The 26,397-nt window shown below is 49.0% G+C and carries 26 protein-coding genes and 1 riboswitch; of the genes, 21 read left to right on the forward strand and 5 right to left on the reverse strand.

Features of this window, described 5'->3' with window-relative positions; all coding sequences use genetic code 11:
* The first annotated feature begins 34 nt into the window (after window positions 1-34).
* The 3 genes from NYE28_RS06565 (at window position 35) to NYE28_RS06575 (ending at window position 4,299) form a co-directional block, all read left to right on the forward strand.
* Window positions 35-985 carry a ring-cleaving dioxygenase gene (locus tag NYE28_RS06565; protein WP_012117369.1) on the forward strand — a complete coding sequence of 317 codons (951 nt, stop codon included), beginning with the start codon at window positions 35-37 and terminating at the stop codon, window positions 983-985.
* Between the two features lie 183 nt (window positions 986-1,168).
* Complete coding sequence (locus tag NYE28_RS06570; protein ID WP_094031668.1) at window positions 1,169-3,316, forward strand: glycosyltransferase family 39 protein; 2,148 nt, start codon at window positions 1,169-1,171, stop codon at window positions 3,314-3,316.
* A gap of 11 nt (window positions 3,317-3,327) precedes the next feature.
* Window positions 3,328-4,299, forward strand: a complete 972-nt coding sequence (locus NYE28_RS06575; RefSeq protein ID WP_007610846.1) for a glycosyltransferase family 2 protein — start codon at window positions 3,328-3,330, stop codon at window positions 4,297-4,299.
* Window positions 4,300-4,387: 88 nt separating this feature from the next.
* Here the strand turns inward: NYE28_RS06575 and NYE28_RS06580 are convergent, their stop codons facing one another.
* Together NYE28_RS06580 and NYE28_RS06585 are read right to left on the reverse strand one after the other, a co-directional pair.
* Window positions 4,388-4,564, reverse strand: coding sequence for a hypothetical protein (locus NYE28_RS06580; protein ID WP_164463354.1), 177 nt, complete (start codon window positions 4,562-4,564; stop codon window positions 4,388-4,390).
* A 99-nt stretch (window positions 4,565-4,663) separates the two neighbouring features.
* A complete protein-coding gene (locus NYE28_RS06585; RefSeq protein ID WP_153014822.1) occupies window positions 4,664-6,013 on the reverse strand; it encodes a trypsin-like peptidase domain-containing protein in 1,350 nt (449 codons plus the stop codon).
* Window positions 6,014-6,300: 287 nt separating this feature from the next.
* On the opposite strand from NYE28_RS06585, the gene NYE28_RS06590 reads away from it, so the two are divergent.
* The 10 genes from NYE28_RS06590 (at window position 6,301) to NYE28_RS06635 (ending at window position 17,385) form a co-directional block, all read left to right on the forward strand.
* Window positions 6,301-7,860: an MFS transporter gene (locus tag NYE28_RS06590; protein ID WP_342490339.1), complete on the forward strand. Its 1,560-nt coding sequence runs from the start codon at window positions 6,301-6,303 to the stop codon at window positions 7,858-7,860.
* Window positions 7,861-8,015: 155 nt separating this feature from the next.
* Window positions 8,016-8,840 (forward strand): M55 family metallopeptidase, encoded by an 825-nt coding sequence (locus NYE28_RS06595; RefSeq protein ID WP_332286084.1) that lies wholly within the window; start codon window positions 8,016-8,018, stop codon window positions 8,838-8,840.
* Between the two features lie 14 nt (window positions 8,841-8,854).
* Window positions 8,855-9,781, forward strand: coding sequence for an ABC transporter permease (locus tag NYE28_RS06600; RefSeq protein WP_342490340.1), 927 nt, complete (start codon window positions 8,855-8,857; stop codon window positions 9,779-9,781).
* Between the two features lie 5 nt (window positions 9,782-9,786).
* The gene (locus NYE28_RS06605) at window positions 9,787-10,734 is read left to right on the forward strand and encodes an ABC transporter permease (protein WP_003154782.1); all 948 of its coding nucleotides are present in this window, start codon (window positions 9,787-9,789) and stop codon (window positions 10,732-10,734) included.
* 5 nt (window positions 10,735-10,739) lie between these two features.
* Window positions 10,740-11,768, forward strand: a complete 1,029-nt coding sequence (locus tag NYE28_RS06610) for an ABC transporter ATP-binding protein (RefSeq protein WP_342490341.1) — start codon at window positions 10,740-10,742, stop codon at window positions 11,766-11,768.
* Window positions 11,765-13,387, forward strand: coding sequence for a peptide ABC transporter substrate-binding protein (locus NYE28_RS06615; protein ID WP_342490342.1), 1,623 nt, complete (start codon window positions 11,765-11,767; stop codon window positions 13,385-13,387). The genes NYE28_RS06610 and NYE28_RS06615 overlap by 4 nt, the downstream gene beginning before the upstream one ends.
* A 75-nt stretch (window positions 13,388-13,462) precedes the next feature.
* Window positions 13,463-14,410, forward strand: coding sequence for an LD-carboxypeptidase (locus NYE28_RS06620; RefSeq protein ID WP_161968259.1), 948 nt, complete (start codon window positions 13,463-13,465; stop codon window positions 14,408-14,410).
* Between the two features lie 6 nt (window positions 14,411-14,416).
* Window positions 14,417-15,514 carry a dipeptide epimerase gene (locus tag NYE28_RS06625; RefSeq protein ID WP_100001397.1) on the forward strand — a complete coding sequence of 366 codons (1,098 nt, stop codon included), beginning with the start codon at window positions 14,417-14,419 and terminating at the stop codon, window positions 15,512-15,514.
* Entirely contained in the window at window positions 15,511-16,410 is a 900-nt protein-coding gene (locus NYE28_RS06630; protein WP_015239704.1) for a C40 family peptidase, read from the forward strand. The genes NYE28_RS06625 and NYE28_RS06630 overlap by 4 nt, the downstream gene beginning before the upstream one ends.
* 3 nt (window positions 16,411-16,413) lie before the next feature.
* Complete coding sequence (locus NYE28_RS06635; protein ID WP_007610864.1) at window positions 16,414-17,385, forward strand: oligopeptide/dipeptide ABC transporter ATP-binding protein; 972 nt, start codon at window positions 16,414-16,416, stop codon at window positions 17,383-17,385.
* Between the two features lie 27 nt (window positions 17,386-17,412).
* Here the strand turns inward: NYE28_RS06635 and NYE28_RS06640 are convergent, their stop codons facing one another.
* Together NYE28_RS06640 and NYE28_RS06645 are read right to left on the reverse strand one after the other, a co-directional pair.
* Window positions 17,413-18,462, reverse strand: a complete 1,050-nt coding sequence (locus NYE28_RS06640; protein WP_025284622.1) for a lactonase family protein — start codon at window positions 18,460-18,462, stop codon at window positions 17,413-17,415.
* Between the two features lie 70 nt (window positions 18,463-18,532).
* The gene (locus NYE28_RS06645) at window positions 18,533-19,393 is read right to left on the reverse strand and encodes a dimethylarginine dimethylaminohydrolase family protein (RefSeq protein ID WP_015239707.1); all 861 of its coding nucleotides are present in this window, start codon (window positions 19,391-19,393) and stop codon (window positions 18,533-18,535) included.
* A 189-nt stretch (window positions 19,394-19,582) separates the two neighbouring features.
* Between NYE28_RS06645 and NYE28_RS06650 the strand changes: the two genes are divergently transcribed.
* The 8 genes from NYE28_RS06650 (at window position 19,583) to NYE28_RS06685 (ending at window position 25,828) form a co-directional block, all read left to right on the forward strand.
* Window positions 19,583-20,101, forward strand: coding sequence for an acyl-CoA thioesterase (locus NYE28_RS06650; protein WP_003154772.1), 519 nt, complete (start codon window positions 19,583-19,585; stop codon window positions 20,099-20,101).
* Between the two features lie 99 nt (window positions 20,102-20,200).
* A complete protein-coding gene (locus tag NYE28_RS06655; RefSeq protein ID WP_007407237.1) occupies window positions 20,201-20,746 on the forward strand; it encodes a GNAT family N-acetyltransferase in 546 nt (181 codons plus the stop codon).
* A 12-nt stretch (window positions 20,747-20,758) separates the two neighbouring features.
* A riboswitch (guanidine-I (ykkC/yxkD leader) is annotated at window positions 20,759-20,867 on the forward strand.
* Between the two features lie 66 nt (window positions 20,868-20,933).
* Complete coding sequence (locus tag NYE28_RS06660) at window positions 20,934-21,272, forward strand: multidrug efflux SMR transporter (RefSeq protein ID WP_015239709.1); 339 nt, start codon at window positions 20,934-20,936, stop codon at window positions 21,270-21,272.
* A complete protein-coding gene (locus NYE28_RS06665; RefSeq protein ID WP_007407235.1) occupies window positions 21,272-21,586 on the forward strand; it encodes a multidrug efflux SMR transporter in 315 nt (104 codons plus the stop codon). The genes NYE28_RS06660 and NYE28_RS06665 overlap by 1 nt, the downstream gene beginning before the upstream one ends.
* 74 nt (window positions 21,587-21,660) lie before the next feature.
* Complete coding sequence (gene purU, locus NYE28_RS06670; RefSeq protein ID WP_007407234.1) at window positions 21,661-22,563, forward strand: formyltetrahydrofolate deformylase; 903 nt, start codon at window positions 21,661-21,663, stop codon at window positions 22,561-22,563.
* 369 nt (window positions 22,564-22,932) lie between these two features.
* Window positions 22,933-24,045, forward strand: coding sequence for a glutamate 5-kinase (proB, locus tag NYE28_RS06675; protein WP_072589014.1), 1,113 nt, complete (start codon window positions 22,933-22,935; stop codon window positions 24,043-24,045).
* Window positions 24,042-25,289, forward strand: a complete 1,248-nt coding sequence (gene proA, locus NYE28_RS06680; RefSeq protein WP_025284624.1) for a glutamate-5-semialdehyde dehydrogenase — start codon at window positions 24,042-24,044, stop codon at window positions 25,287-25,289. Before proB ends, proA begins: the two co-directional genes overlap by 4 nt.
* A gap of 113 nt (window positions 25,290-25,402) precedes the next feature.
* Window positions 25,403-25,828: an organic hydroperoxide resistance protein gene (locus tag NYE28_RS06685; protein WP_007610880.1), complete on the forward strand. Its 426-nt coding sequence runs from the start codon at window positions 25,403-25,405 to the stop codon at window positions 25,826-25,828.
* A 27-nt stretch (window positions 25,829-25,855) separates the two neighbouring features.
* Here the strand turns inward: NYE28_RS06685 and NYE28_RS06690 are convergent, their stop codons facing one another.
* Window positions 25,856-26,365: a MarR family transcriptional regulator gene (locus NYE28_RS06690; protein ID WP_015417314.1), complete on the reverse strand. Its 510-nt coding sequence runs from the start codon at window positions 26,363-26,365 to the stop codon at window positions 25,856-25,858.
* Between the last annotated feature and the right edge of the window lie 32 nt (window positions 26,366-26,397).

Genomic DNA, 26,397 nt, shown 5'->3' on the forward strand with positions numbered 1-26,397 from the left:
TCGAAATCGAGATAATTGACTGGAGGATAACATAATGAAAGTTAATGGAATACACCATGTATCAGCATTGACGGCTGATGCGCAGAAAAATTTAGATTTCTATCGGAACATCCTGGGATTGAAGCTTGTGAAAAAGTCCGTAAACCAGGATGAACCGACGATGTATCACTTATTTTACGGTGATGAAACAGCTAATCCGGGATCGGAATTGACGTTTTTCGAAATTCCGCGGATTGCGCCGTTTCATGCGGGAACAAACAGTATTTCTTCAATCGGCCTGCGTGTCCCGGATGCACAAGCGCTTCAATATTGGAAAAAACGATTTGAAGAGCATCAGGTCGCTCATGGCGACATCATGACAATAGCGGGCAGAGAGACACTCGCTTTTTGGGATCATGAAGGACAGCGGCTTGTGCTGACAGCTGACGAAAAAGGAAAAGACATCGGTGAAGCGGTGAAGCAAAGCGGCATACCGGAAGAATATTCTTTCCGCGGTCTTGGTCCCGTTGAATTGACCGTCCCGTATGCAGAACCGACGCTGCGTGTGTTAACCGATGTGCTGGGCTTCACTGAAATCGGGAAAGAAACGCATGAAGACCGGGGCACGGTTACGGTGCTCGAATCCGGAAACGGAGGCGCGCGCACAGAAGTCCATCTCATTGAAAGAAACGATCTTCCGCGCGAGCGTCCGGGGAAAGGCAGCGTCCACCATGTGGCCTTCCGCGTTCAGAATGAAGAGGAGCTTGCTTTATGGCACCGCATCATTACAAAAGAAGGTTTCAGCAACTCAGGCATTGTAGAGCGTTATTATTTCAAAGCGCTGTACTTCCGGGAGCCAAACGGAATTCTGTTCGAATTGTCAACGGACGGTCCGGGATTTATGGTTGATGAAAAACCTGAAGAGCTAGGCAAAACGGTTGCGCTCCCGCCTTATCTCGAACACCGCCGTTCTGAAATAGAAGCACGGCTGAAACCGATACAGTAAATCAGAAATCATGACAGATGCCTCCCGGCTTGACGGGGGCATCTTTTTTTTGCTTTTTTACCCGTTTTGTCATTCTTTTTACCTATTTGTAAACGGCAAAATAATTGTCTTTGTTTATTAATAAATTTTTCACATTTGGTTGTTACACTTGTTCAAAGTTAAACAAAAGGAGTGAAAACACAGGTGAAAATGAAAAAACGCGAGATAGACGCAGTCTTCATTCTCATTTTACTCGCTTCCGCATTCTTGAATATGTACAACATCTGGAATGACGATACGGTGAATCCTTATTACACCGCAGCGGTAACGAGTATGCTTCAAAGCTTTCATAATTTCTTTTACGCTTCATTTGACGCAGCCGGGTTTATCACGGTAGATAAACCGCCTGTTACATACCAGATACAAACGATCAGCGCGCTGATATTCGGTATGCACGGGTGGAGCGTCATCCTGCCTCAGGCATTGGCGGGTGTAGGTTCAGTTCTATTCATGTACTTATTAATAAAGCCGACGTTCGGAAAAACGGCGGCGCGCATCGCCTCATTTGTCATGGCGTGTACACCGATCGCAGTAGCGGTCGCGCGGACGAATAATGTCGATGCTTTACTGGTCTTTTTCCTCTTGTTCGCCACATGGCTTCTCTTTAAAGCGATCAGAAAAGGCAGACTGATCTGGCTTTTGGCGGCATTTTTTGTCGTCGGAGCAGGCTTTAACACAAAAATGCTTCAGGCTTATATGATTTTGCCGGCCTTCTTGCTGTTCTATATGATTGCGGCAAACACCACGATTAAGAAAAAAATCATTTCATTGGTAAGCGCGTTAGCCGTTTTAGCAGCCGTTTCATTGTCATGGCCGCTCATTGTTGATAATATTCCAGCCGGCAAAAGGCCATATGTCGGAAGCAGCCAGACAAACTCCGTATTGGAATTGGCTTTCGGATATAACGGGATTCAGCGGCTGACAGGGCAAAGTTCCGGCGGCGGTCAGGGCGGGCCGGACGGAAACGCATCGAAAGAGATGTCTTCTTCCGATGGTTCTTCACAAATGCAAAAACCGCCTGGCCAGTCTTCAAGCAGCAGTTCAGCAAGCGGAGACAAACCACAAAACGGCAGTATGACGGCACCTCCATCTAACGGGAAAATGCCAAGCGGCGGTCAAGGAGGTCCTACAAGCGGCGGAGATGGTCCCGGTGGCGGAGGAAAAAGCGGTACAGGCACCGGCTCGAAAATGCAATCAGGTTCAGGAATGTTCGGAACGGGAACTCCTGGTCCGCTGCGCCTTTTCCAAACGGAATTATCTGATCAGATCAGCTGGCTCCTGTCGTTTGCGATTTTTGGAATGGCCGGTTTATTGATCGCCGGGGCGAGAGAAAGAAGACGATTATCAGCAGAACAGAAGGAAACGATCTTTTGGGCAGCGTGGCTTGTGCCGATTGCCGGATTCTTCAGTGTGGCGGAATTTTTCCACCATTATTATCTCATTATGCTGGCGCCTCCGATCGCGGCACTTGTCGGTGCGGGATGGGTCGCCCTCGTTCATCTGTACCGCAAGCAGGCGGGATGGAAAACTTGGCTATTGCCGGCCGCTATTCTTGTGACAACCGGATTTGAGCTGTTTATCCTCAGAAACTACAATGATCAAATCGGCGCAGGCTGGAGCATCGGAGCAGGCGTTCTCGGCGCAGTGGCAGCAATCGCCCTGTTCGTATTCAAACAGCGCCAAAAACCGCTAAGTTATTATGTTTCACTTGCAGCCCTTTTCGTCTTGATGGTCATGCCGATTTATTGGGCGAGCACACCGCTTCTGTACGGAGGCAACAGCTCATTGCCTGAAACAGGCCCTCAGCTCGCTTCAACAAGCGGAAAAGGCATGGGAATGGATAACGCATCTGTCAATACAAAACTGATCAACTATTTAGAGAAACATAACGCCGGAGCGGACTATCTATTTGCTGCAACCGATTCCAACACAGCGGCGCCTTACATTATCAAAACGAAAAAAGCGGTCATGGCGATCGGCGGTTTCAGCGGGTCTGACCCGGCCATTACGCTGACTCAATTTAAAAAGCTCGTAAAAGAAGGGAAAGTAAAATACTTCTTAACATCCGGAATGGGCAAAGGCGGAAATAACGATATTGTGCAGTGGGTTGAGAAAAACGGAAAGAAAGTATCTTCAGATAAATGGAAATCAAGCACAGATCAGAAAACGAAAAATAGTGATCCAGCTGATACAAAAAGCAGCAAGGCTGCGGGTAAAAACAGACGAATGAGCGGCGGGCCGGGCGGAATGAATCAGTCAGCTTCACTATACGAACTTCAATCTGATGAATAGGAGGAAAAAACATGAGCAGACATATTCAATATTCAATAGTCGTCCCGGTTTATAACGAGGAACTCGTCATTCAGACAACCTATCAGCGCCTGAAAGAAGTCATGGATCAAACAAAAGAGCATTATGAATTGATCTTTGTCAATGATGGAAGCAAAGACCGCAGTATTGAGATTTTAAGAGAGCAAAGTCTGATTGATCCGAGAGTGAAAATTATTGATTTTTCCAGAAACTTCGGACATCAGATCGCGATCACAGCGGGTATGGATTATGCAGAGGGGAATGCAATCGCCGTCATTGACGCCGATTTGCAGGATCCTCCTGAATTAATCCTTGATATGATTGAGCAGTGGAAAGAAGGCTACGATGTGGTGTACGCCGTCAGAACGAAACGAAAGGGAGAAACCTTTTTCAAGAAACAGACGGCCTCTATGTTTTACCGGCTGCTGCGGAGCGTGACTGATATTGATATTCCGCTCGACACCGGAGATTTCCGCCTGCTGGACAGAAAAGTCTGTGATGAGATGAAAAGATTAAAAGAAAAAAATCCTTTTGTCAGAGGACTCGTCAGCTGGGTCGGCTTTAAGCAGACTGCTGTAGAATATGAACGAGATGAGCGGCTTGCGGGGGAAACGAAATACCCGCTTAAAAAAATGCTGAAGCTTTCCATGGACGGGATCACAACGTTCTCTCATAAACCGCTCAAGGCGGCAAGCTATGCGGGAATGATCATGTCCGGAGCGGGTTTTCTCTATATGTTTATCGTTTTATACATGAAGCTGTTTACGAACAGCACCATTACGGGCTGGTCCTCTCTGATTGTGATACAGCTGTTATTCAGCGGCATCGTTCTATTAATGCTTGGAATGATCGGCGAATATATCGGAAGGATTTATGACGAAGCAAAAGACCGTCCGCTCTATATCGTGCAAAAAGCGTACGGCATGAAAAACGAAAAGATTTATCGGGACCAGCATATGTCTTAACCGAAACACCCTGTCCGGCCAGCGGACAGGGTGCTTTTATGTGAAATAAAAGCCGCGGGATGACAGAATGTCCCGCGGCTTTTTTCATTCATCTGCGGCCGGTCTGCGTGTGCAGAGAGCGCATGATCAGTCCGGTTCCCGAAAGGTTCAGTAAAATGCTTGCGCCAAGCGTCATACCCCAAGCAGCGTTTTGCTGAGGAAACTGAATGCTCAGCTGCAGCAAGATCAGGCCTGTAACGACCAGCAAAAGTCCTGTTTGTTTCATGTGTAAGTATCCTCCTTTGTACACTAAGTCATACGGCTGATCCAGGCCTAAAGTTTCATCTGTATATAAAAAATCCAAGGCGGCTGCCTTGGATTTTTGTTAAGAAGATGTTTCTTCTTTTTGAGTCAGTTTCATTTTTTTCGTCATTTCCTTGCCGTTTCTGATAATCTTCACGTCAACGGTGCTGCCGACTTTCGTATTCTTGTAGAGAATATTGCGGAGTTCGCTGCCCGTGTCAGTTTCTTTCCCTTTTAAGCTGATAATGATGTCTTCTGCTTTTAATCCGGCTTTGGCAGCAGGTGAGCCCTGCGCCACTTCGCGAATATAAACGCCTTTATTCAGCTGTTTGCCGAAAAGCCCGAGTGTGCCTTCCTGATAGTTTTGCGGCACTTGTTCCAAGTCGATCATGCTCACGCCGATATAAGGGCGCTCCACCTGTCCTTTCGTGAGAAGCTCTTCGGCGATCGGTTTTACATCGTTGCTCGGGATGGCAAAGCCGATGCCTTCTACATCACTTTCGCTGATTTTCATGCTGTTGATGCCGATGATTTTGCCGTCTGTATTTAAGAGCGGTCCGCCGCTGTTTCCGGGATTGATGGCGGCATCGGTTTGGATGACGTTGATGCTCGACTCGCCGGCTGACGTAGAGATCGAGACGGTTCTGTTTAAGCCGCTCACGATGCCTTGTGTGACGGTGCGGGAAAGGTCTTTTCCGAGCGGATCACCGATGGCGATGACGGATTCACCCGTTCTGAGAGCGGATGAGCTGCCGAAGCTTGCCGTTTTTGTCACGTGTTTATCACTGATTTCTAAAACGGCCAAGTCTGTCAGAGAGTCGCTGCCGACGAGTTTAGCTGTTACATCGGTGCCGTCAAATAATGACACTTTAAGGGAAGAGGCGCCTTCGACCACGTGGTTATTCGTAATGATATACGCTTTGCCGTTTGCTTTCTTAAAAATAACGCCTGAACCCGATCCCGTTTCCGCATCATCACCCGACGAATTAGAGTTTGAATCTGAGCTTGATCCGAATCCGAATAAATCGGAACTGCTTTGCTGCTTCTGCAGATTGGTGATCCCGACGATCGCCGGTGAAATGTCTTCCACCATATTCGAAATGCTGCTTGAATTTGCCGATGAGCTGTTTGCCGATTTGCCGCTGTCTGATTCAGAAGATGTCTGCTTGGCGGTTACCGATGACGTTTCCTGAGCGGGAGCCGGATTGGAAGTATCTTGAGTCTGATGGTCTCCAAGCGGCGTAAATGTATAGATGCCGAGGGCGAGCCCTCCGCCGATCACTCCGCCGAGAAGCGGTCTGAACCAGCCGAAGCTTCGTTTTTTCTTGTCCTCGTCCGGCGCGGAATATCCGGCCGTCTGCGGGTTTTCTTTTACTAAAAGGACTTCCTGTTCTTTTTGGTCTGTCCGATTTTCATCACGATAGTTATCCATCATGTTCACTCCGTTTCTCTATTTCATCATAGCATGATTTGCCTATTATTACTGACTCCATCTTAAACAAAAAGTGTGGGATAATAATGAAAAGATTGTGGGAAATTGTGAAAAAGACGAAATCGGACGCGCGGCGCTTTATATTGACAATTTCCATCGGTTTTGAAATAATAAATGAGATATTATGTTCAATCCTTCACATGAAAAGATATGAAAATTCTGTCAAGCTAATGGGGGAAATCTGTTAGCTTTTTCACTTTGTCAAATAGTCAGAAAGGGGTTGTCACATGAAAGAAAAACATCACTGGATTATTTCTCTGCTCGCTGTATTGGCGGTCGGGCCGGGGCTGATGTCGAATACCGCTCTTTCGGCTGTCCAAAGCCTTGTCCGGCAGACGGTCGGCGGGGAAAACTTTGACTCTTTTCATCCGATTATTATCGGTAATATGGCATTTGCCTTATTCGTGCCGGCGGGGCCGTATTTAAGAAAAAGATTCGGCTCCCGGCCTGTCTATATGATTTCGATGGCCGCGGGTGTCATCGGAGCGCTCCTTGCTGCTGTGACAAATGATATTTATCCGCTCGCCGCGGGCCGTTTTTTACAGGGAGCTGCGGCGGGCACTATGCTGATGATTATGATCCCGATGCTGGTGCTTTCGTTTCCGATTGAGCGCCGGAATTACGCATTATTTGTGTTAATCGGCGGATTTTACGGGTCCGTCATTATGGGAACCGTTTTAGGCACGGCGGCGGCAAGCGCCGGCCATTGGCATTGGCTGTTCGGCATTTTTGGCCTGCTGTCTTTTTTCGGCCTCATTTTCAGTTATATGTGGCTGCGGGATGACGCTTATAAAAATGCTGAAAAATCTCCATTTGACGGCATCGGTTTTCTGTTAGCGGGTGTATCAGCCGTGCTGACCGCCTATACATTTATTCATCTGCCGAAATGGGGCTTTTCATCATGGCAGACATTGGCGGGATTTGGAGGAAGCATCGTCATTCTTCTGATCTTGCTGATCATGCAGTACAGAAACGAACATGCGCTGATTTCGATTAAACTTATGCTGATTCCAAAGCCGATTCTGGGTGTTTTCATGATCGCTGCGGGCAGTATTTCCATAGCGGTCAGTCTTTCTGCATTTCACGGGGAGCTTCAGACCGCATATCATATGTCACAAACTCAACTGATATTCCTTTATGCGAGCCTTTTGGGAGGCGGGGCCATCGCCGCTGTCATCAGTGCATTAGCATATGATAAAGTCGGTCCGGGCATGCTCGGCATAACAGGCTCTGTTATACTGGTGTTCGTGAATTTCCAATGGATGACGGCAGATCATCATATACCGCTTATTCTATTTGCGGGGCTTTTCGTGATGCTGGCGGCCGGGACAGGGCTTATTGTGGCAGCCGGACTGATGGGAGCCGCGTTGGGCGGACCGCTTCCGGAACTGGTGAAACGCATGACGGCAGTTCAGTTTTTGAGGCTTTTCATTTATATGGGCGCACCTGTTTTAATAGGGTATTTTACGAAAAGAGATGCTTCCGGCACGCTTCGGGGCGCGCGCGGCACACAATCGCCGCATGACCTGCTGATGGGGACATACAGCGATTTGTTTCTTATTGCTTTCATCTTAAGCTTGCTTTTAGTGTGTTTATCATTTGTCATGAATGCGACCGGCATGGGACATAAGCTGGCGCATAAACCGCATGCCGTCCGTAAGCAGGCGGCTGAACAGTCTTCGCCGCAGGCTCCTGAACCGATCAGGCATCAGGTCATTCCCGATCATGAATACAGAAGTGCGGTCAGACAGTTTCAGCGTCATCATATAAGCAAAAACAGTATGTAACTATTTCTATCAGCAAACCCTTTTCCCGGTGAAAAGGGTTTGTTTTTTCCCATAATGGCAGAATGGTATATTGCATGTTTCATCCTTTTTTAATATAATTTGTTAGAATATTCATAATTTAATATCGAAATTTTAAGTAAAAAAGGAGGCATTACATGAAACTGTATCTATCTGTGGATATGGAAGGGATTTCCGGACTGCCTGATGAAACATTTGTCAATTCCCGCATGCACAATTATGAGCGCGGCAGGGTTCTGATGACCGAAGAAGCAAACTGGTGCATCGCAGAAGCGTTTAATAACGGATGCACGGAAGTGACCGTGAATGACAGCCACTCAAAGATGAATAATCTGCTCGCGGAAAAACTTCACCCTGAGGCAGAGCTGATTACGGGGGATGTCAAGCCGTTTTCCATGATGCAGGGGCTTGATGAATCGTATTCGGGCGTGATGTTTATCGGCTATCATGCGAGAGCGTCGATGCCGGGCGTGATGTCGCACAGCATGATATTCGGCGTCCGCCACTTTTACATAAATGATAAGCCGATCGGTGAACTGGGGTTAAATGCCTATCTCGCCGGATTTTACGATGTCCCTGTCATCATGGCTGCAGGAGATGATTGCGCCGCAAAAGAAGCGGAGGAGCTGATCCCGAATGTGACGACTGCCGCCGTCAAACAAACCATTTCAAGAACTGCGGTCAAATGCCTGTCCCCTCAAAAAGCCGGACGGCTCCTGACGGAAAAAACAGCCTATGCGCTCAAAAATAAAGATAAGGTCAAACCGCTGACTCCGCCTGAAAGACCTGTATTAGGCATTGAATTTGCCAACTACGGACAGGCTGAATGGGCCCATTTAATGCCGGGCACAGAAATCATCCCGGGAACGACAATCGTTCAATTTCAGGCAAAAGACATGCCGGAAGCCTATCAGGCCATGCTCGTCATGACAGAACTCGCCATGAGAACAACATTCTGTTAAAGGGGTGAACGGCATTGCTGCGGTATTTTATTAAACGTTTTATCGCCATGATTATGACCGTCCTCGTCATTACCACTCTGACATTTGTCATGATGAAAGTAATCCCCGGCTCGCCTTTTAACGAAGAGCGGGGCACAAACGAAGCGGTCCAGCGAAATCTCGAATCCTACTACCATCTGAACGAACCTCTTATCACTCAATACGCTATCTATCTAAAATCCATTCTTACCTTTGATTTCGGTCCTTCAATTAAAAAACCGTCAGACAGTGTAAACGCTATGCTTGAACGCGGGTTTCCGGTCTCATTTGAGCTTGGGATAACGGCGATCATCATCGCTGTTATTTCCGGACTCGCGCTCGGCATAATGGCCGCTCTCAAGCGCGGCGGCTTTCTCGATTATGCGGCCATGAGCCTTGCGGTGCTCGGGATTTCCATTCCAAATTTTATTATGGCTACGCTGCTGATTCAGCAATTTGCGGTTCATCTGAAATGGTTTCCGGCAGCTACCTGGACGAGTCCCGTTCACATGGTCCTGCCGACTGTTGCGCTTGCCGTCGGTCCCATGGCCATTATCGCGAGGCTGACAAGATCAAGCATGGCCGAAGTGCTGACTCAGGATTACATCCGCACGGCAAAAGCAAAGGGGCTTTCTCCCGTCAAAATTGTGATCAAACACGCATTGAAAAATGCTCTTATGCCTGTTGTGACAGTACTCGGGACGCTTGCCGCAAGTATTTTAACGGGCAGTTTCGTCATCGAGAAAATTTTTGCCATACCGGGAATGGGCAAATATTTCGTAGAAAGCATCAATCAGCGAGATTACCCGGTCATCATGGGAACGACCGTATTTTACAGTGTGATTCTGATCGTCCTGCTGTTTCTGGTTGATTTGGCATACGGCCTGTTAGACCCGCGCATAAAACTTCATAAGAAAGGGTGATCCTGATGAATCTCCCGCAAGAAACGGTAAAACACACAGAAGTGCCTGATGACTGGTTTCAGCCGGGTGCGGAAAGAAAGGGTGAAACCGAGTCGGTCAAGCGTCCGAGCCTGTCTTACAGTCAGGATGCGTGGCGGCGGCTTAAAAAGAACAAATTGGCGATGGCCGGCCTTGTGATATTATGCTGCCTGTTTCTATCGGCTGTGTTCGGTCCGCTGATATCACCGCACAGCGTGACAAGGCAGACGCTCGCCGAGCAGAATCTTCCGCCGTCTTTTTCACACTGGTTCGGAACCGATGAACTTGGCCGGGACGTGTTTACAAGAACGTGGTACGGAGCGAGGATCTCTTTATTTGTCGGTGTGATGGCGGCGCTGATCGACTTTTTGATCGGCGTTATCTACGGAGGCGTCGCCGGCTACAAAGGGGGCCGGACAGACAGCGCCATGATGAGAATCATCGAGGTTCTCTACGGATTGCCGTATCTGCTCGTTGTCATTTTGTTAATGGTGCTGATGGGGCCGGGGCTCAGTTCCATTATCGTCGCTCTGACCGTGACGGGATGGGTCGGCATGGCGCGGATTGTCAGAGGGCAGGTGCTGAGGATGAAGCATGATGAACACGTATTGGCTTCGAAAACGTTTGGAGCGAAAACATTTCGGATTATTAAGAAAAATCTGCTGCCGAATACGATGGGAGCCATTATCGTCCAAATGACGCTTACGGTGCCGGCGGCGATTTTTGCGGAATCATTTTTAAGTTTTCTCGGACTCGGCATTCAGGCGCCGTTTGCAAGCTGGGGAGTCATGGCAAACGACGGGCTGCCGGCGATTTTATCAGGCCATTGGTGGCGGCTGTTTTTCCCCGCTTTTTTCATTTCCTTGACGATGTACGCGTTTAACGTACTTGGAGACGGCTTGCAGGATGCGTTAGACCCGAAACTGAGGAGGTAGGAAAAATGGCGCAGCAAGTTCTATCCGTTCAAAATCTGCATGTTACTTTTTCAACATACGGAGGCACTGTAAAAGCCGTCAGAGGCGTCAGCTTCGATTTATATAAAGGTGAAACGTTTGCGATCGTCGGTGAATCGGGCTGCGGAAAAAGCGTGACGTCACAAGCCGTGATGGGTCTTCTTCCGAAACATTCGGCAAAGATTGAATCCGGAAGCATACAATTTAAACAGAAAGACCTTTGCCAAATGTCGGATCGGGAAATGCGGGCAATCCGGGGGCGCGATATTTCTATGATCTTTCAGGACCCGATGACGGCGCTCAATCCGACTTTGACCATAGGGGATCAGCTCTCAGAAGCGCTGTTGGAACACCGTGCCATGACAAGAAAACAAGCTGAATCCGAGGTTCTCGCCATGCTGGATCTGGTCGGTATCCCGGACTCGAAATCCCGCCTAAAGCAGTACCCCCACCAATTAAGCGGGGGCATGCGGCAGCGGATCGTGATCGCGATGGCTCTGATCTGCGAGCCGGAAATTATGATCGCCGATGAACCGACAACGGCTCTTGATGTGACGATTCAAGCACAAATCCTTGAATTATTTAAGAGGATTCAAAGAAAAACAGGCGTGTCTATTATTCTGATCACACACGATCTCGGCGTCGTCGCTCAGACCGCCGACAGAGTCGCCGTCATGTATGCGGGGAAAATCGCCGAAATCGGCACGAGGCATGATATTTTTTACCGTCCGGCTCATCCATACACAAAGGGGCTGCTTCGTTCAGTGCCGCGTCTGGATATGGAGGATAGTGAGCTGTCGCCGATTGACGGGACGCCGCCTGATTTATTCGATCCGCCGCCGGGCTGCCCGTTTGCCGCCCGCTGCCCGGACAGGATGATCGTCTGTGAAAAGGTATACCCGGCAACAACCGTGAAATCCAAAAGCCATATCGTCAACTGCTGGCTTCAGGATCACCGTGCAGAACGGCTGAAGCAGCAGCTGACGGCAGCAGAGGAAAAAGGGGGATTGAAATGAAAAAGAGATGGGCGATCGGTGTGATTGCTGTTGTTTCGTTTGCTCTGATGGGCTGTACAGCCAATGAACAGGCGGGGACAGAACCCGGCAAAGCAAAAGAACAGGGGGGTGAAACGGTGCTGCGGCTCAATAACGAAAATGAGCCGACCTCACTTGATCCGCCGATCGGATTTAATAATGTTTCCTGGCAGCCGCTGAATAACATCATGGAAGGATTGACGAGGCTCGGAAAAGATAATAAGCCCGAACCGGCCATGGCGGAAAGCTGGAAGGTGTCCGCTGATAAGCTGACATATACCTTCAATATCCGGGATAACGCCGAATGGACAAATGGCGATCCCGTTACGGCGGAAGACTTCGTGTACGCCTGGAAACGGATGCTCGATCCGAAAACGGGCGCATCTTCCGCTTTTCTCGGCTATATGATCAAAGGCGGTGAAGAATTTAACAGCGGAAAAGGCAAACAAGAAGACGTGAAAGTCACGGCAAAAGATAAAAAAACGCTTGTCGTCACATTGGCGGCACCGCAGGATTATTTTCTGAGCGTCGTGTCCAATCCGGCGTATTTCCCGATTAATGAGAAGGTCGCCAAGGCTGATCCGAAATGGTTCACTGAAGCAAAAACCTTTGTCGGCAACGGGCCGTTCAAACTGACGGAATGGAAGCATGACGACAGCATGACGATGGTCAAAAACGAGACGTATTGGGATAAAAAGACGGTGAAACTGGATAAAGTCACATGGGCGATGGTCAGTGACCGGAATACCGACTATCAGATGTTCCAGTCCGGGGATTTGGATACCGCCTTTGTGCCGGCAGAGCTGAGCGAGCAGCTGATGGGAGGAAAAAATGTCCGCACGTGGGATCAGGCCGGACTCTATTTCTATCGTTTTAACGTAAAAATGGAGCCGTTTCAAAATGAAAAGATCAGAAAAGCGTTCGCGGCAGCGATTGATCAGAAAGAAATCACGGATTATGTGACCAAAAACAGTGAAAAGCCGGCACATGCCTTTGTATCCCCGGGATTTACTCAGCCTGACGGGAAAGATTTCCGCCGCGAAGCGGGCGGCAGTTTATTAAATCCGGATGAATCAGAAGCCAAAAAACTGCTGGAAAAAGGCATGGCAGAAGAGCATTATGACAAGCTGCCCGCCGTTACATTGACATACAGCACAAAACCGGAGCATAAGAAAATAGCGGAAGCGATTCAGCAGAAGCTCAAAAGTGTGCTCGGTATAGACGTTAAGCTCGCCAATATGGAATGGAACGTCTTTTTAGAAGAGCAGAAAGGACTGAAGTTCCAGTTCTCTCAAAGCTCATTTTTACCGGATTACGCAGATCCGATCAGTTTTCTAGAGGCTTTCCAGACGGATAATTCCATGAACCGCACCGGCTGGGGCAGCGCGGCATACGACGGCTACATCAAGCAGGCAAAACAGGAAGCCGATGCCAAAAAACGTTTTGCGCTCATGCATAAAGCGGAAAAACTGCTCATGAACGAGGCTCCGATCATTCCGATTTACTTTTACAATCAGGTGCATCTGCAGAACAGCGGCGTGAAGGGCATTGTCCGGCACCCCGTCGGTTACATTGATCTGAAGTGGGCGGAAAAGTCCTGATCTTACAGCGGAAACATACGCCGCTCTTTTGCCGTTAAAGGAGCGGCGTGTTTCACTTTTCAATCCGGAAAGGAGATTGAAAAAGTCATGAACCATAAACCGAAAGCACTGCAAAAAGGCGACACGGTCGGTGTGATTGCGCCCGCAAGCCCGCCAGAGAGCGGGACGCTGCAAACCGCGCTGCTGTTTTTAGAGAATGAGCTTGGCCTTCAAGTGAAACTCGGCCGGGCGCTGAAGACCCGTCACGGCTATTTGGCGGGAGAGGACCGGGCGCGCCTCGATGATCTCCATGACATGTTTAGTGATCAGAATGTCAAAGCGGTGATATGCGCGTGCGGAGGATTCGGCACGGGCCGCATTGCCGCCGACATCGATTTCGGCTTAATCCGCCGCAATCCGAAAATTTTCTGGGGATACAGTGATATCACGTTTTTACATACCGCCATTCATCAAAATACGGGGCTCGTCACATTTCACGGCCCGATGCTGAGCACGGATGTCGGGCTTGAAGATGCTGATCCCCTGACAAAAGCGTCGTATCATCAGCTTTTTACAGAAACGGAATTCACCTATACGGAGGACATTTCTCCCTTAGAGGTGCTGACAGGCGGAAGGGCCGAGGGAGAGCTTGCGGGAGGCAACTTGTCGCTCATTACGTCCACACTCGGCACGGCGTTTGAAATTGATACAAAAGACAAATTGCTGTTTATCGAGGATATTGATGAGGAGCCGTATCAAATCGACAGAATGCTGAATCAATTAAAGATGGCCGGAAAACTGTCAGACGCAGCCGGAATCCTGGTCTGTGATTTTCACCAATGCGAACCGAAGCATAAAGAAAAGTCGCTTACTTTAGAGCAAGTGCTGAACGATTACATTGTCAAATCAGGGAAGCCCGCGCTTAAAGGCTTTAAAATCGGCCATTGTTCACCGAGCTTCGCCGTTCCGATCGGAGCCCGCGCGGTTATGGATACGGCGGCCAAAGCGGTAACGATTGAATCGGGGGTTTCCGGAAGGGAGTGATCAGGCGTGAGGATTACAGATATTCAAACGGGACGGATGTCCGTGCCGCTGAAAAAGCCGTTTAAGACCGCTTTACGCACGGTTTACAATGCTGAATCGGTCATTGTGAAGCTCACTTTTGACAACGGTCTGACCGGCTGGGGGGAGGCGCCGCCGACGGTTGTCATTACAGGCGACAGTGCGGCCGGTATTGAAAGCGCCGTCCACGATGTGCTGAAGCCCGCTCTCTTGGGGCGGGGCCTTTCCGGCATGGAAGCCGTTTTGTTTGATATCAGCCGGCTGTTGGAAAGAAATCAAAGCGCAAAAGCCGCGGTGGATATGGCTGTATATGACGGATGGGCGCAAATGCACGGACAGCCGCTTTACCGGCTTCTCGGCGGCTATCGGAATACACTGGAAACAGATTTTACCGTCAGCGTTAACTCTCCTGAGGAGATGGCGGGGGATGCAGACCGTTATGTGAACAAAGGATTTCATATTTTAAAAATAAAAGTCGGCATAGGTGACATATCAGACGATGTTGCCCGGATTCAGGCGATCAGATCACGTGTCGGCGGAAACGTCAAACTGAGATTGGACGCCAACCAAGGCTGGACTTCGAAAGAAGCCGTGACTGCGATCCGAAAGATGGAAGACGCCGGACTGGACATTGAGCTGGTCGAGCAGCCTGTTCACAAAGACGATATCGCCGGGCTGAAGCAGGTCACCGATGCCGTAGACACGCCGATTATGGCGGATGAGAGCGTCTTTACCCCCCGTCAGGCCTTTCACGTGCTGCAGACGAGAAGCGCCGATTTAATTAATATTAAGCTGATGAAAGCGGGCGGCATAAAGCAGGCGGAAACAATCAATGCGATGGCGGAAACGTGCGGCGTGGAGTGCATGGTCGGCAGCATGATTGAGACCAAACTCGGCATCACCGCCGCGGCCCATTTTGCCGCGGGCAAACGGAATGTGACGAGGTTTGATTTTGATGCGCCGCTTATGCTGAAAGATGATTTGATTCAAGGCGGCATCACATACAGCGGCAGTCAGATTGCGATTCCCGACGAACCGGGTCTCGGCATTACCGGTGTGTCGATACAAGAGGGGGCGAAAAGATGAGAGCAGCCGTTACAGCGGCGGCAGCCAACGTATGGACGCTGCCGTCATCTCCCCGTTCGTATGATGCGCCGATGCTTGAAAACCCGCCGCAGATCAGAAAATGGTTAGCGTCTATGGGATATGAAGAGCGGCTGCAATTATGCACAGACAACCTTGTCCAAACGCAAGCGCTTTTCGGGGAAGAAGTGATCATTCTCAAAGAGGAAGGGGAATGGACTTTTGTCGCCGTTCCCGGCCAGCCTTCAAACAAGGATGTGCGCGGATATCCGGGGTGGATGAAAAAAAGCCAGCTTTCAAAAGACGGCTTTCATACATCTTCCCCCGCCGTATGGATTACCAAACCGACAGCTTTTTTATATCACACAAATGGCGAACCGGACTTGGAAGTAAGTTTCCTAACGCGTCTTCCGGCATCAGGACGTGAGAAAGGCTTTTTCCGGGTGGTGACGCCGCTCGGAGAAAGGTTCGTAAATGAAGCTGACGCAGACGAGTGCCGGCATACGGAAGGACGGGCGGCCGATGTCATCGAAACGGGCATGATGTTTCTCGGGCTTCCGTATTTATGGGGAGGACTGAGCGGTTTCGGGTTTGACTGTTCCGGGTTTATGTATTCGATATTTAAAGCAAACGGCTATACCCTTCCCCGTGATGCAACGGACCAAGCAAAAGCCGGATGCGGCGCGGCGGTAAACGATATCCTGCCGGCTGACCTTTTGTTTTTCGCCTATGAAGAAGGAAAAGGCGCGATCCACCATGTCGGTTTGGCGCTGGGAGACGGCCGAATGCTGCACTCCCCGAAAACGGGAAAAACAATCGAAGTGCTGTCTTTGGAAGGAACCGTCTATGAAAAAGAATTATGCACCGTACGCCGCTGTATAAGCGAAAAGGGGGAATAGAAAATGACGGCATCTCCGCTCCTTGAAGTCAGCGGGCTGAAAATGCATTTTGACGCAGGAAGAAAGAAAGCCGTAAAAGCAGTCGACGGTGTCAGCTTTCACATTAAAAGAGGGGAAACATTCGGACTTGTCGGAGAATCGGGATGCGGTAAATCGACGCTCGGAAGGGTTATTCTCCGTCTGTATGACCCGACGGCCGGTTCGGTATCATATGAAGGGACGGATATACACCGTGCCGCGGCAGAACAGCGGTCGGTCTTCTTCCGCAAGCTGCAGATGATTTTCCAGGATCCTTACGCCTCGTTAAATCCGCGCCTGACCGTAAGGGAAATTATTATGGAGCCGATGGAAATCCACAATCTTTATAATACAAGGAAAGCCCGTCTGATGATGGCGGATGAACTGCTTGAAGCTGTCGGGCTCCATCCGGATTTCGGCAGCCGGTATCCCCACGAATTCAGCGGCGGACAGAGGCAGAGAATCGGGATTGCCAGAGCGCTCTCTCTGCATCCCGAATTTATCGTGGCGGATGAGCCGATTTCCGCGCTGGATGTGTCGGTACAGGCTCAGGTCGTCAACCTTTTAAAAAGGCTTCAGAAAGAGAAAGGGCTGACATTTTTATTTATCGCCCACGATTTATCAATGGTCAAGCATATCAGCGACCGGATCGGCGTGATGTATTTGGGCCGCATGATGGAAATTACAGAAAGCGCTGCGCTTTACCGGGAACCGCTTCACCCTTATACGAAGGCGCTTTTATCCTCAATCCCGATTCCTGATCCGCTTCTTGAGGACAAGCGTGAACGGATTATTCTGAAAGGGGAGCTGCCGAGCCCCCTTAACCCGCCGAGCGGCTGTGTATTCAGGACGCGGTGTCCTGAAGCGATGGAGCTCTGCGGTAAGATAACGCCTGAGCTTGAAGAAGTGAAGGCGGGGCGTTTTGTCGCCTGCCATTTATACAAAAAAGAAAGCTGACAATATAAAGTCAGCTTTCTTTTTTAATTAAACCTGATGCAGAAATGACACGCAGACCGGATACGGAACCGGAATGTCAGATTGAAGCAGAGTCAATTTGCCCGTTTCCGGATCACGTTCAAACAAAACCAGATTTCCCGTTTCTTCGTTTGACGCGACAAGGAATGTCTCGGAAGGGTCAAACGCGAAATCACGCGGCCAGTTTCCTTCTGTCGGCACCCATTCAATAAGAGACAATTCGCCGGAATATTGGTTGATCTTAAAGATGGCGATGCTGTCATGTCCGCGGTTGGCGGCATAAAGAAATCTGCCGTCTTTAGATATGCGGATCGCGCTGCCTTGCGATTTGTCCGTAAAGCCTTCAGGCAAAGCGGAAATGACCTGCAGCTCTCTGAATTCACCTAAGGTCGGGTTGTATTCAAGCGCGATGACTTCATTACTGATTTCCGTCATGACATAGGCGTATTTTTCCGCCGGATGGAAAACGATGTGGCGCGGCCCTGAACCCGGTGCGAAAGAGTGAGTTTTCACCTCTGTGAGCGAACCGTTTTTCATTTGGTAAGTATAAAGCGTATCCGTCCCTAAATCGACGGCTGCAATGTAGTTATGCTCAGGTGTATAGCCTGCGAAATGGGTATGCGGTTTCTCTTGTCTTTCATGAGGACCTGTTCCCGTATGAGCGGCTTCGGCAGCCGGCTCCCGCAGACTTCCGTCTTCATTGACGGGAAAGGCGTGCACTTTTCCGCTGTGGTAATTAGCGGTTAACACATATTCATGTTTATCATCAATGCTGACGTGGCATGGAGACGGGCCTTCAATCAGCTGGTGGTTCACAAAAGTTAATTCCCCGCTGTTCTGATGAATCTGATAGGCTGCGACGCCGCCTTTTCCGTCTGCCTTTTCAATGGAATACAGCATGCTGTTATCAGAATTCGGAGTGACGTATGTCGGGTTGCCGAGCTTTGCTGCCAGCTTCGGACGGCTGAGCCGTTTCGCTTCTGTATCAAGTTCAAAACAATAAATGCCTTCGCTTCCGCCTTTTGTATATGTTCCCGCGTATCCTATGTACTTAGCCATTCGGTTTCCCCCTTTAGAGTCTTGTCTTCTCTATATTAACGTATCTTGAAGGAAACTGCCTTGTAAATGTTTAAGATGTTCTGACAAGCGGCAAGGTGCAGCAGCGGAAGGAACCGCCTGATTTAATAATTTCGGAAAACTCGGTTTCAATGACTGTATAACCTCTTTTTCTGAGCTCGCGGTTCGTATGACGGTGCTGAGGCAGGCTGATAATTGTCTGATTGCCGATTGACAAGATATTAGGACCGAGCGTGAATTGCTCTTCTTCAGGCACTTCTATCATCTCAAAACGTTCGGCGAGAAGATCAATTTCTTCCTGCCGCAAGCCATTTTTGCAGTATAGCGCCTCCGTTTCCGAGATCATATTAAATACACAGTCCAAATGTAAAAAATCTTCCTTGAGAGGGATCGGCACTACCGTCATCTCCGGCAGTGCCTCCCGCAGCTCCCGGACAGCCGCTTTATCCGTGCGCTCGCTCAGCCCGGCGTAAACGGTGCCGTCTGCGATCAAGATGTCGCCGCCTTCAATGTTCGCTTTTTTCAGTCGCGTATAGGGGATTTTCTTATTGTCAAGCAGGTTTTGAAACACTTTTTCTTCTCCCTGCCGGACTGAAGCCGCCATGTTTGAAATAAACGCCGTCTCGCCTAAGACAAATCCGATATCCCGGGTGAATACCTGCTCAGGCAATGCGGGATCGGCAGGCAGCAGGACGACTTCAATCTGATGAGATCTTAAAATGTCAATAAACTCACTATGCTGTTTGAGGGCAACGGGTATGTTAATATTTTCTTGTTTGAAATGTTTCTGCGTTCCGTTAATAATATCCTTGATGGCCATGTGTTCCGGCCGGCATAAGATGACTGTCTGCAAAGCATCAAACTCACTGCGGCAAGCCGGTTTCCGCGTGGATTTGGGAATGGATACGTCCATGTGATATCCTCCTATCGGTATTCAATGTGCGTTTATTATTCCCGGATGTGATGAATAATGAAACATTTATGAGAGAATATCTAACCAACTTAATATTTAAAATTTTAGACAAAACGGTCAAAGTATTGTTTAATAGGGTACAGATGAATGAGTCAAAACGACCAGACACCAAAGGGGAGTTTAAATAATATGAAGTTGCCAGAATCAAGATTTTGCAAAGAAACAAGGGTTGTTAAAACAAGCAGGGTTTTTCCGCTTGATACGAATAATCACAATACGCTGTTTGGCGGAAAGCTGATGAGCTACATTGATGATATCGCTTCAATTTCCGCGGCCCGCCACTGCCGGTGTGAAACAGTCACGGCCTCAATGGATTCTGTAGATTTTTTGCGCCCCATCGGCCAACAGGATTCCGTATGCCTTGAATCTTACGTCACATGGGTCGGCACATCGTCTATGGAGGTGTTTGTTAAAGTCATTAAAGAACATCTGATGACGGGCGAACGCGAGCTTGCGGCAACGTCGTTTCTGACCTTTGTCGCGCTTGATTCAAACGGGAAATCGGTACCCGTTCCGCGGATCGTGCCGGAAACCGAGGAAGAAATCATGCTTCACAATACGGCCGTTCAGCGCGCCGGAGAACGAAAAAACCGCTTAAAACACAGCAAGGCCCTGGCCGAGGCGCTCGGAACAGATAAACCTTGGTAATCATCAAACCGCTTTTTTAAAAAGCGGTTTTTTTATGCTGAGAAAGGACTTTTCCTGCCGGATCCATAATCTATTACAGGGAAAGGAGACGTGGCGTGCATGATGAAACATAAGTCTTCCGGCACCATCCTGACAACCGGGCGTATCCGTCTGCGGACTATGCGGGATGACGATGAAGAAAATTTGTACGGGCTGTTTACCGACAGAGAGGTCATGAAATATTATCCTTCTCTTAAAAGCAGACGGGAAACGAAGGAATGGATTGCCTGGAACAAACGATTGGCCGCAGGATACGGCGTCAGTCTTTGGATCGCAGAGGATAAAGAGACGGGCGCATTTCTCGGTCAATGCGGAATCGTTCCGCAGACGGTAAACGGAAACACTTTGATGGAAATCGGCTATATGTTTGCCCGCCGCCGCTGGGGCTGCGGCTATGCGACAGAGGCGGCGAACGCCTGTCTGGACTACGGTTTTCATACGCAGCAATACGGACGCATAGCGGCGCTGATTGATCCGGAAAACGCTGCCTCCGTCCGTGTCGCGGAAAAAATCGGTATGGTGCCCGGTGAGACCGTTACCAAATGGGAGAGGCAGCTGACGGTTTTTGACATCACATCTGACGTTGAACGTTTCGGCGAAATGTAGTATGATACGAACAGACATGTTTTCTAGGGTTCCGCATGTTCATACATGGCCTGGTCCGAGAGAAAACACATATGCGGACATATCCCGCATATGCACACGGAGGGAAAAAAGCCCGGGAGAGTCAATCTCATGTGAGACGACTATCCGGGCTTTTTTGTATTGTCCGGATACAGAAAGGATGAAGAACATGAAATGGGGTTTAGTGGTCATAGCGGCCGTATTTGAAGTGGTATGGGTCACCGGCCTGAAACATGCTGATTCGGCACTGGCGTGGAGCGGCACGATTGTGGGAATCATCATCAGTTTTTATCTATTAATCAAGGCGACAGACAGCCTGCCCGTAGGAACGGTATATGCGGTCTTTACCGGACTCGGGACAGCGGGCACCGTGCTCAGTGAAATCCTGCTTTTCAAAGAGCAGGCCGATCCGGTGAAAATCGTGCTGATCGGCGTTTTGCTGATCGGTGTCATCGGATTAAAGCTGGTCACACAGGATAAGCCTGAGACGAAGGAGGAGAAGGCGTAATGCATTGGATCAGCCTGATAGCCGCGGGTCTTTGTGAAATGCTCGGGGTCATTTTAATGAATCAATTTCAAAAAGAAAAGAAAGTCAAATGGATTCTTTTCATTATCGCCGGATTTGCGGCTTCTTTTTCCCTGCTTTCTTATGCGATGGAGACGATCGCGATGGGCACGGCCTATGCGATCTGGACCGGTATCGGCACGGCGGGCGGCGCATTAGCCGGCATTCTTTTCTACGGCGAGCAGAAGGATGCGAAGCGCATCTTTTTCATTGCGCTTATTTTATGCGCTGCCGTAGGGCTGAAAATTCTTTCGTAAATTGATTTTTATCAAATCTTCAGTATAATTTATTAGTAAGTTACGAATTATGAAGATACGAGGGATTAAAACAGATGAATTCATATATGACACAGCGGCTGAAAGAATACCGCCGCGGGAATGAGGAAAAAGGGCGCCTGCTTGTCAGCTGCCCCGACCAGCCGGGAATTGTATCGGCCGTGTCGGCGTTTTTGTTTGAACATGGTGCAAACATTATTGAATCAAATCAATACACGACTGACCCTGAAGGCGGACGGTTTTTTCTTAGGATCGAATTCGACTGCAAGGGCATTCGTGAGAAAAAAGAGGACTTACAGCAGGCGTTCGCCTCAATCGCCCAGACATTCGGCATGACATGGAGCCTGTCTCTGGCAAGTGAGCTGAAGCGGGTGGCGATCTTTGTATCGAAGGAGCTGCACTGCCTTCATGAACTGATTTGGGAATGGCAAAGCGGCAATATGATGGCCGAAATTGCGGTCGTCATCAGCAACCACGAAGAGGCCAAAGAAGTGGTCGAACCGCTGAATATTCCGTTCCATTACATGAAAGCTAACAAAGACATCCGCGCCGAAGTGGAGCGGCGCCAGCTTGAGCTGCTGGAGCGGTATAAGATTGATGTGATCGTTCTTGCCCGCTACATGCAGATTTTGACGTCTGATTTTGTATCTGCCCATCCGAATCGGATTATTAACATCCACCATTCATTTCTGCCGGCCTTTATCGGCGCTAACCCGTATAAACGGGCTTATGAGCGCGGAGTGAAATTAATCGGCGCGACCTCTCACTATGTGACGGACGATCTTGATGAAGGGCCTATTATTGAACAGGATATTGAACGCGTCGATCACAGAGATCACGCAGAGGATCTGAAGAATATCGGCAGAACGATTGAGCGGAGCGTGTTGGCAAGAGCCGTAAAATGGCATCTGGAAGACCGCGTCATCGTTCACGGAAACAAAACGATCGTATTTAATTAATGGCGGTCCGCCGGGGAGGCGGACTGTTTTTTATGGATGAAAATGTCTTGACAAGAACCTGTTTTCTTTGCATAATATAAAAAAATCATTGAGCGTTGAAGAGGATCAGTACGCAGAACTTTCTGTGACAGAGAGCAAAATGGCCCGCTGAAACATTTTGCCGCATGAAACCTGCCGAACCTGCCTTGGAGTCCTGAGGGGAAAACTCAGGCGCGATAACCTGGCGTTACAGGAAAGCGGGACGCGTGAAAAACGCGTTCAAACAAGGTGGTACCACGGAAAGCCCATTTCGTCCTTATTTTTCAGGACGGAATGGGCTTTTTTTATTGAAGAGAGCCGGTTTGGATTGATTGCCACGGAGGAGAAACGATGAAAAAACAAAGAATTGTTGTGAAAATCGGGAGCAGCTCGCTCACCAACAGTAACGGAAGCATTGATGAAGCAAAAATCAAGGAACATACGGAAGCCATTTCTTTATTAAAAGAAAACGGGCATGAAGTGATCCTCATTACCTCAGGCGCGGTGGCAGCGGGTTTTTCCGCTCTCGGCTATCCGTCGCGACCCGTTACGATAAAAGGAAAGCAGGCATCTGCCGCAGTCGGCCAGACGCTTTTAATGCAGCAATATATGGACCATTTAAAAAGATACGGTCTGACGCCGGCACAAATTTTATTAACAAGAAATGATTTCTCAAAAAGAGAGCGGTACAGAAATGCCTATGCCACTGTAATGGAACTGTTGGAGCGGGGCGTCGTGCCGATTATTAATGAAAATGATTCCACATCAGTCGAAGAGCTGACGTTCGGTGATAACGACATGCTGTCGGCGCTTGTAAGCGGTTTGATTCATGCAGACCAATTAATGATTCTCACAGACATTAACGGGCTGTACGATGCCAATCCGAATGAAAACCCGGACGCAAAGCGGTTCGACTATCTGAATGACATCACACCTGAATTGCTCGGATATGCCGGATCAGCAGGCTCAAAGGTCGGCACCGGAGGCATGAAGTCAAAACTTCTCGCCGCCCAGACCGCATTGTCGCTCGGGGTAAAGGTATTTATCGGAACCGGCTCCGGACGGGAAAAACTGATGGTGATTTTAGACGGAAAAGGCGACGGCACTTATATCGGCGATAAAGACCTGTCCTCAGTGAATAATACACGGCAATGGATCATGTTTCATTCTCCGATATCAGGGGAAATCATCATTGATGGGGGAGCGGAGCAGGCGATGATCCATAATGGGTCAAGTCTCCTCCCTGCCGGCGTCGCCGATGTCTGCGGCAGTTTTCCGAAAGGGGCCGTAGTGGAAGTCAAAGGGCCCGGCGGCATTATCGGCAAAGGGCAGACGCAGTACTCATCCGATGAAATTTTAGAAGTCAAAGGGAAGCGGAGCGACCAGCTTTCAGGAACGAAGCAGGTGGAAGTGATTCACAGAGATGATTGGGTGAATTTATTTGACGAGGGGGAACACAAATGAGTGAAGTATTGCAAAAAGCGGCCTTGGCAAAAGAAGCGGCTGCCGAAATGGTCATGAAAACGACGGCTGAAAAAAACGAAGCGCTCCAATGTATCGCAGACGGACTCAGAAATGAACGCCGGCTGATTTTAACAGAGAATCAGAAAGATATTGAAGCGGGACGGAACAGAGGACTGACACCTGACATTATTGACAGGCTGACTCTTGATGAAAAACGCCTGCTCGATATCGCGGACGCCGTGGAACTATTAATCGGTCTTGAAGATCCCGTCGGTGAATCGCTGGAGACCATTCAAAAAGAGAATGGATTATCCATTGAAAAAATCCGCGTGCCCCTTGGAGTAGTGGGCATGATCTATGAGGCCAGACCGAACGTTACCGTAGACGCGGCCACACTCTGTCTGAAAACCGGAAACGCGGTTGTGCTCAGAGGAAGTTCTTCCGCCATCCACAGCAACATAGCGCTTGTCAGTGTGATGAAACGCGCACTGGGGCTGTCAAAGCTTCCGATTGATGCCGTTCAGCTCATAGAAGATACAAGCAAAGAAACCGCCAAACAGCTCTTTACATTAAATGACGGGCTGGATGTATTGATCCCGCGCGGCGGTAAAAATTTAATTGATCTAGTGGTCAGGGAATCAACCGTACCCGTTTTAGAAACCGGAGCGGGCAATTGCCACGTGTACATAGATGAGTCAGCAGATCCTCAAATGGCAAGCGAGGTCGTCATCAATGCCAAAACACAGCGTCCTTCGGTCTGCAACGCGATTGAATCTCTTTTGATTCATGAAAAATGGGCCGAAGAACACGGACGAAAGCTGCTGAATCAGCTGACAGAAAAAGGGGTGGAGCTCCGAGGAGACCAGGTAATTTGCAAACTGGAGCCTCAAGCGAAACAAGCAGAAGAAGCCGATTGGGGAGCGGAGTACCTGGCGCCGATTCTCAGTGTGAAAACGGTGCAGGACGTACAGGAGGCGGTCCGCCACATTCAGCAGTACGGCACAAACCATTCAGAAGCCATTCTGACGGAGAACGCCGAGCATGCGGCTTACTTCCAGACCGCCGTTGACGCCGCCGCCGTGTATCATAATGCTTCAACCCGGTTTACGGACGGCTTTGAATTCGGATACGGAGCCGAAATCGGCATCAGCACGCAAAAGCTTCACGCGAGAGGGCCGATGGGGCTTCCGGCGTTAACATCTACAAAAATCATCATCAAAGGAAACGGACAAATCCGCGTATAATCTTTTAAGCTTATCCTTCAAAAAGGGTAGGCTTTTTTTATGCGGAAAGATTGACGGTTCTTATTATATTGTGTAAAATTAAATTGTACACAATATAATAGAGGTGAATTCACATGACAAAACCATTATTTACTGCAACCGTATCAGCCGCCGGCGGACGTGAAGGGAAAGTCACGTCTTCTGACGGAGTGCTGAATCTTGATGTTGCTATGCCGGGAACGCCAAGAGCAAAAAAGCTCGAACATGCCACAAACCCTGAACAGCTGTTTGCCGCAGGATATTCAGCCTGCTTTGACAGCGCTCTTCAGCTCGTAGCGAGAAAAGAGCGTCTGAGTATTGAAACAGAGGTCACTGCGCATGTCAGTCTGCTGAAAGATGAAGCAGACCAAGGATATAAACTAGGCGTTACGCTTGAGGTCAAAGCATCCGGCATTGATAAACAGGAGCTTGAAGCCCTTATCCAAAAAGCGCACGGTGTCTGCCCGTATTCAAAAGCGACAGCGGGAAATATTGAAGTGAAGCTTCTGGCAGCAGAATAAAAATAAGGATGCCCATTCGGGGCATCCTTATTTTTTGCCGTGCAGCGTATTCAAAACCTCATAAAGCGACTGTTTTAACTGCTTTAATTCCTCTTTTGACCGTCCCGTCTGTTCCAGCATGGCAATGGGGATATCCGCCGCTGTCTTCTGCAAGGCCCGTCCTTCATCTGTGAGCCTGATCGTCACGGATCGCTCGTCTTCAGCCGACCGCTTTCTCATGATGATTCCGTGCTGCTCCATCCGTTTCAGCATCGGTGTCAGCGTTCCGGAATCCAGGTACAAAAGCTCACCCATCCGTTTCACATTCAGTTCTTCGTGCTCCCATAATAAAAGCAGCGCCAAATATTGGGGATAAGTTACGTTGAGCTTATCAAGCAGCGGTTTGTACCGTTTCGTCATTTCCCTTGAGCTTGCGTACAGCAAAAAACAAAGCTGATTCTCCAGTTTCATATGTTCAAAATCTTTTTCTGCCATTACTTCTTTCACCAACTCTTTGTTTGTTAACGTTACCCCTATTGTAGCCGAAAAACGGCCCATTTCCTATTCCTCATGTTTAAAAATATGAGCAG

This window comes from Bacillus sp. FSL R5-0443 (assembly GCF_038608285.1).
GTDB classification, from domain to species: domain Bacteria; phylum Bacillota; class Bacilli; order Bacillales; family Bacillaceae; genus Bacillus; species Bacillus velezensis.

Coding starts and splice junctions, on each gene's coding strand:
- NYE28_RS06665 (WP_007407235.1), top strand. CDS start 21,272: ATGCATTGGATCAGCCTGATAGCCGCGGGTCTTTGTGAAATGCTCGGG.
- NYE28_RS06630 (WP_015239704.1), top strand. CDS start 15,511: ATGAGAGCAGCCGTTACAGCGGCGGCAGCCAACGTATGGACGCTGCCG.
- proB (WP_072589014.1), top strand. CDS start 22,933: ATGAAAAAACAAAGAATTGTTGTGAAAATCGGGAGCAGCTCGCTCACC.
- NYE28_RS06655 (WP_007407237.1), top strand. CDS start 20,201: ATGATGAAACATAAGTCTTCCGGCACCATCCTGACAACCGGGCGTATC.
- NYE28_RS06565 (WP_012117369.1), top strand. CDS start 35: ATGAAAGTTAATGGAATACACCATGTATCAGCATTGACGGCTGATGCG.
- NYE28_RS06645 (WP_015239707.1), bottom strand. CDS start 19,393: ATGGACGTATCCATTCCCAAATCCACGCGGAAACCGGCTTGCCGCAGT.
- NYE28_RS06640 (WP_025284622.1), bottom strand. CDS start 18,462: ATGGCTAAGTACATAGGATACGCGGGAACATATACAAAAGGCGGAAGC.
- NYE28_RS06585 (WP_153014822.1), bottom strand. CDS start 6,013: ATGGATAACTATCGTGATGAAAATCGGACAGACCAAAAAGAACAGGAA.
- NYE28_RS06580 (WP_164463354.1), bottom strand. CDS start 4,564: ATGAAACAAACAGGACTTTTGCTGGTCGTTACAGGCCTGATCTTGCTG.
- NYE28_RS06615 (WP_342490342.1), top strand. CDS start 11,765: ATGAAAAAGAGATGGGCGATCGGTGTGATTGCTGTTGTTTCGTTTGCT.
- NYE28_RS06690 (WP_015417314.1), bottom strand. CDS start 26,365: ATGGGCCGTTTTTCGGCTACAATAGGGGTAACGTTAACAAACAAAGAG.
- NYE28_RS06610 (WP_342490341.1), top strand. CDS start 10,740: ATGGCGCAGCAAGTTCTATCCGTTCAAAATCTGCATGTTACTTTTTCA.
- NYE28_RS06595 (WP_332286084.1), top strand. CDS start 8,016: ATGAAACTGTATCTATCTGTGGATATGGAAGGGATTTCCGGACTGCCT.
- NYE28_RS06660 (WP_015239709.1), top strand. CDS start 20,934: ATGAAATGGGGTTTAGTGGTCATAGCGGCCGTATTTGAAGTGGTATGG.
- NYE28_RS06635 (WP_007610864.1), top strand. CDS start 16,414: ATGACGGCATCTCCGCTCCTTGAAGTCAGCGGGCTGAAAATGCATTTT.
- NYE28_RS06605 (WP_003154782.1), top strand. CDS start 9,787: ATGAATCTCCCGCAAGAAACGGTAAAACACACAGAAGTGCCTGATGAC.
- proA (WP_025284624.1), top strand. CDS start 24,042: ATGAGTGAAGTATTGCAAAAAGCGGCCTTGGCAAAAGAAGCGGCTGCC.
- purU (WP_007407234.1), top strand. CDS start 21,661: ATGAATTCATATATGACACAGCGGCTGAAAGAATACCGCCGCGGGAAT.
- NYE28_RS06575 (WP_007610846.1), top strand. CDS start 3,328: ATGAGCAGACATATTCAATATTCAATAGTCGTCCCGGTTTATAACGAG.
- NYE28_RS06590 (WP_342490339.1), top strand. CDS start 6,301: ATGAAAGAAAAACATCACTGGATTATTTCTCTGCTCGCTGTATTGGCG.
- NYE28_RS06685 (WP_007610880.1), top strand. CDS start 25,403: ATGACAAAACCATTATTTACTGCAACCGTATCAGCCGCCGGCGGACGT.
- NYE28_RS06650 (WP_003154772.1), top strand. CDS start 19,583: ATGAAGTTGCCAGAATCAAGATTTTGCAAAGAAACAAGGGTTGTTAAA.